Origin of the sequence: Mesorhizobium sp. M7A.F.Ca.CA.004.04.2.1 (assembly GCF_004022825.1) — a bacterium.
Lineage (GTDB): Bacteria > Pseudomonadota > Alphaproteobacteria > Rhizobiales > Rhizobiaceae > Mesorhizobium.
The window spans coordinates 1-3,847 of record NZ_RZPH01000583.1 but is presented as its reverse complement, the minus strand read 5'-3'; the positions used below and the strand labels follow the sequence as shown (position 1 = coordinate 3,847).

General features: G+C 62.7%; 5 protein-coding genes and 1 pseudogene. 3 read left to right on the top strand and 3 right to left on the bottom strand.

Translation table 11 applies throughout. The features are described from left to right. Nucleotides 1-98, bottom strand: a pseudogene (locus EN893_RS23090) (prolipoprotein diacylglyceryl transferase); the annotation flags it as partial. A 168-nt stretch (nt 99-266) separates the two neighbouring features. Here EN893_RS23090 and EN893_RS23085 point away from each other — a divergent pair. The 3 genes from EN893_RS23085 (at nt 267) to EN893_RS23075 (ending at nt 1,802) form a co-directional block, all read left to right on the top strand. Further along, on the top strand, nt 267-575 hold the full coding sequence (locus tag EN893_RS23085; RefSeq protein ID WP_127270531.1) for an accessory factor UbiK family protein: 309 nt from the start codon (nt 267-269) through the stop codon (nt 573-575). Nucleotides 576-914: 339 nt separating this feature from the next. Then, nucleotides 915-1,415: a YbjN domain-containing protein gene (locus tag EN893_RS23080; RefSeq protein ID WP_128361799.1), complete on the top strand. Its 501-nt coding sequence runs from the start codon at nt 915-917 to the stop codon at nt 1,413-1,415. Between the two features lie 27 nt (nt 1,416-1,442). Next, nucleotides 1,443-1,802, top strand: a complete 360-nt coding sequence (locus tag EN893_RS23075) for a tRNA-binding protein (RefSeq protein ID WP_127261686.1) — start codon at nt 1,443-1,445, stop codon at nt 1,800-1,802. On the opposite strand, the gene EN893_RS23070 is transcribed toward EN893_RS23075, so the two are convergent. Both EN893_RS23070 and EN893_RS23065 read right to left on the bottom strand, forming a co-directional pair. Continuing rightward, nucleotides 1,799-2,821: a glycosyltransferase family 1 protein gene (locus tag EN893_RS23070; protein WP_127270529.1), complete on the bottom strand. Its 1,023-nt coding sequence runs from the start codon at nt 2,819-2,821 to the stop codon at nt 1,799-1,801. The two genes, EN893_RS23075 and EN893_RS23070, sit on opposite strands and share 4 nt — an antisense overlap. A gap of 219 nt (nt 2,822-3,040) precedes the next feature. Further along, nucleotides 3,041-3,847: ATP-binding protein (locus tag EN893_RS23065; RefSeq protein ID WP_245490883.1), on the bottom strand; the 807-nt coding region annotated here is incomplete at its 5' end.

Genomic DNA, 3,847 nt, shown 5'->3' with positions numbered 1-3,847 from the left:
CCATACCAGTGCACCGCCAGCGGCCCGATCTGGATGAGGATCGGGTTGATGTCGGGGAAGGGCAAGGAGGCCAGCGGCAGCAGGAAATATTCGTTCAACGGGGAACTCTCATTGCGAAACGCGTTTGCGCGCGGACCATGCGGCAGGGTTTTGGCAGGGTCAAGGCAAGGTGGGCGCCCTCGACTTGATGCCGCAGCGCGGCGCAACATGCTTGCATTCGACGCGCAGCGCCACTACGTCAATTTGTGCAAGCGCGAGGATTTGCCATGTCGACCGGACCGAACCGCATTCTCGATGAATTCGCCAAGCTGATGACCGACGCCGCCGGCGCCGCCCAGGGCGTGCGCCGGGAGGTGGAGACGGCCTTCAAGGGGCAGGCCGAACGCATTCTCAACACCATGGACGTGGTGCAGCGCGAAGAGTTCGAAGCCGCGCGCGAGATGGCCGCCAAGGCGCGGGAAGAAAACACTCGCCTTGCCGCCCGCATCGAGGCGCTCGAGGCGAAGCTTGCCGAACTGGCCGGCGACGCCACACCAGCGACGGCGGCCAAGCCGCGCACAAAAAATAATCGTTAAACTTTTCCACATAGCCCGATCCTGAAAAGCGCTTTGCCGTGAATCGCTTAACGGCATTGCATGAATCTTTGTGACAGCGGCTTTCCACATGCGAATGACGCAGTGCGAAAAATTGGGCTGTTCACGCGACTCCCGATCAATAGACTGAATTTGTTGCATGATTCGGAGCAGGGTCATGCGACCGGGCGGTGGGGTCCGGTCTGGGGTCTTTGCGTCGAGAAGGTAGTCTTTTGCGCGAAGAAAGTCCTGGCCGTCCGAGTTCTAGACAAGATTGTTCGTTGTGTGTGCCCTCCCGCGGAGCGTGTGGCGGCGCTCGTACAGAACGACAGGAAGCATTCCATGGAACTTCTCGAACTCGAATTCTCCCGCGAAATCCATCCGGTGGATGTTATCGAGCAGGTGGCCCACAACAACGACTGGTCCTTTGAGCGGGCCGGCGACGACGAGATTTCGATCTCGGTTGCCGGAAGCTGGACCGACTATCACGTCTCCTTCTCGTGGATGGAGGATTTCGAGGCGCTGCACCTTGCCTGCGCCTTCGACATCAAGGTGCCGGAGACCCGCGCGCTGGAAGCGATGCGGCTCTTGTCGCTGATCAACGAGCAGATGCTGTTTGGCCATTTCGACCTCTGGGAGCAGGAGGGCGCGATCATGTTCCGCCAGTCGCTGCTGCTGGCCGGCGGGGTCGAGCCGTCGAGCCAGCAGGTCGAAGTGTTGCTGTCGTCGGCGCTGGAAGCCTGCGAATGCTATTTCCAGGCGTTCCAGTTCGTTGTCTGGTCGGGAACCTCGGCCAAGGACGCCCTGGCCGGCGTGCTGTTCGAGACCTACGGCAACGCCTGAGTCCCCGCAAGGCAGACAAGAACCAAGATGAGTTCGAACAGCGAGCGTAAGCCCGAGATCAGTTTTGCCGATTTCGATCGTGTCGACATCCGCGCCGGCACGATCGTCGAGGCCGAGCCGTTTCCCGAGGCGCGCAAGCCCGCATTCAAGCTGAAGATCGATTTCGGCGCCGGCATCGGCATCAAGAAATCGTCGGCGCAGATCACCAAATATTATACACCGGAGACGCTGATCGGCCGGCAGGTGTTCGCGGTGGTCAATTTCCCGCCGCGCCAGATCGGTCCATTCATGTCGGAAGTGCTGACGCTCGGCTTTCCCGACGAAGAGGGCGCGGTGGTGCTCGGCGCGATCGAGCGCAAGGTGCCGGATGGCGGCAGGTTGTTTTAGGCCGCCAGCTTGCGCGTCGTTCCCAGCGCTTCCTCGACCGTGTCGAGGAACATCTCTGCACAAGCCTTCCAGCTGTAGCGCATGGCGCGTTCGCGTGCTTCGGCACGGTCTACATTGAGCGCGGCAAGCGAGGCCTCGCGCAGATCGTTGGAGACCGCGCCGCCAAAGCCGTCGCCGACAATGTCGATCGGCCCGGTCACCGGATAGGCGGCAACCGGCGTGCCGCTGGCCAATGCCTCGATGATGACGTTGCCGAACGTGTCGGTGCGGCTCGGGAAGACGAAGACATCGGCCGAGGCATAGATCTCGGCCAGTTCGTCGTTGGGGCGATGGCCGAGGAAATGCGCTTGCGGATATTTTGCCTTCAGCCTGGCAAGCTCAGGGCCTTCGCCGACGATCACCTTGCTGCCCGGCAGGTCGAGGTCGAGGAAGGCGGAGAGGTTCTTTTCGATGGCGACCCGGCCGACGCAGAGGAAGACAGGGCCGGGAAAGCCGAGATTCTTCTTCTTGTCGGGCCGGAAATGGTTGGTGTCGACGCCGCGCGTCCACGGCCGCAGCTTGGTGAAGCCGCGCGCCGAGAGGTCGTCGGCAAGCGACTGGGTGGCGACCAGCGTGCCTTGGCCGGAATTGTGGAAATCGCGCAGCCAGCGATAGGCCCAGCTTTCCGGCACTGGCAGCCGTGCGCTGAGATATTCGGGGAAGCGTGTGTGATAGCTGGTGGTGAACGGCCGGCCGGCATTGCGGCAATAGCGCCGCGCCATGATGCCGAGCGGCCCTTCGGTGACGATGTGGATGTGGTCGGCCTTGCCTGCGTCGATCAGGCGCGCGACATGGCCGGGCGTGGTCAGCGCCAGCCTGATGTCGGGATAGGTCGGCAAGGGCAGGGTGCGAAAGATGTTCGGCGTCAGGAAATCCACGGCGACATCGAAGGATTTCAGCGTCTCGGTGAGCCGCTCCAGCGTGTGGACAACGCCGTTAACCTGCGGCCGCCAGGCATCGGTGACCATCAATATGCGCATGGCGGCCCTTTGCAGGAAAGGTCGACGGTTGCCTTGAGACGATGCCGGAACGGCGACCAGACCGCTGCTCTCGCTTCGCTCCAGCGCACCCGGACGGGCACGGGGTCGAAGTGAGGCGGCAAGGTCGAATCAATTGAGGTCGCGCGCTTCATGCGCGTTCTTGATCATGGTTTCATGACGGGCGGATGAAGCCTGTTTCCACTTTCGGTATCGTGCCGGTTATGCGGGAACCTTGATGATAGCGCGCAGTCCGCCGAGCGGGCTGTCTTCAAGGGTGATGTCGCCGCCATGGGAACGGGCGATGTCGCGGGCGATCGACAGGCCGAGCCCGGTGCCGCTGGCATCGAGGTTGCGGGCTTCGTCGAGCCGCACGAAGGGTTTGAAGACGTCTTCGCGCCGGTCGGCGGGAATGCCCGGACCATCGTCGTCGATGGTGACCAGCAGCGAGCCGCGGCCATGGGTGGCGTTGACTTCCACCGTCTTGGCATAGCGGAAGGCGTTGCCGATGACGTTGGACATCAATCGGGCAAAGGCGTTCGGCCGCACATGCACATCGGGGTCTCCGGCAAGCGTCGTCGACAGCTTGCGCTTGCGCAGCCTGGCTTCCTCGCCGAGCTTTTCGAAATAGGCCTCGAGATCGAACCGTCCGGCGTCTTCCGAAGCCTCGCCACGGGCAAAGGTGAGATAGCCTTCGAGCATCGACTGCATGTCGTCGATGTCCTGGTCGAGCGCGGCCTTGGTCTCGGCCTTGCCGCCGGAAAGCGCCAACTGCAGCTTGAAGCGGGTGAGGATGGTTCGCAGGTCATGACTGACGCCGGTCAGCATGGCGGTGCGCTGCTCGATCTGGCGCTCGATGCGTTCGCGCATCTGCATGAAGGCAAAGCCGGCGCGGCGAACCTCCTCGGCGCCGCGGGGCCGGAAGTCACGCGGCATCGGCCGGCCCTTGCCGAAACTTTCGGCGGCTTCGGCAAGCATCAGGATCGGCCGGATCTGGTTGCGCAGGAAGGGAATGGCGATCATCAGGAG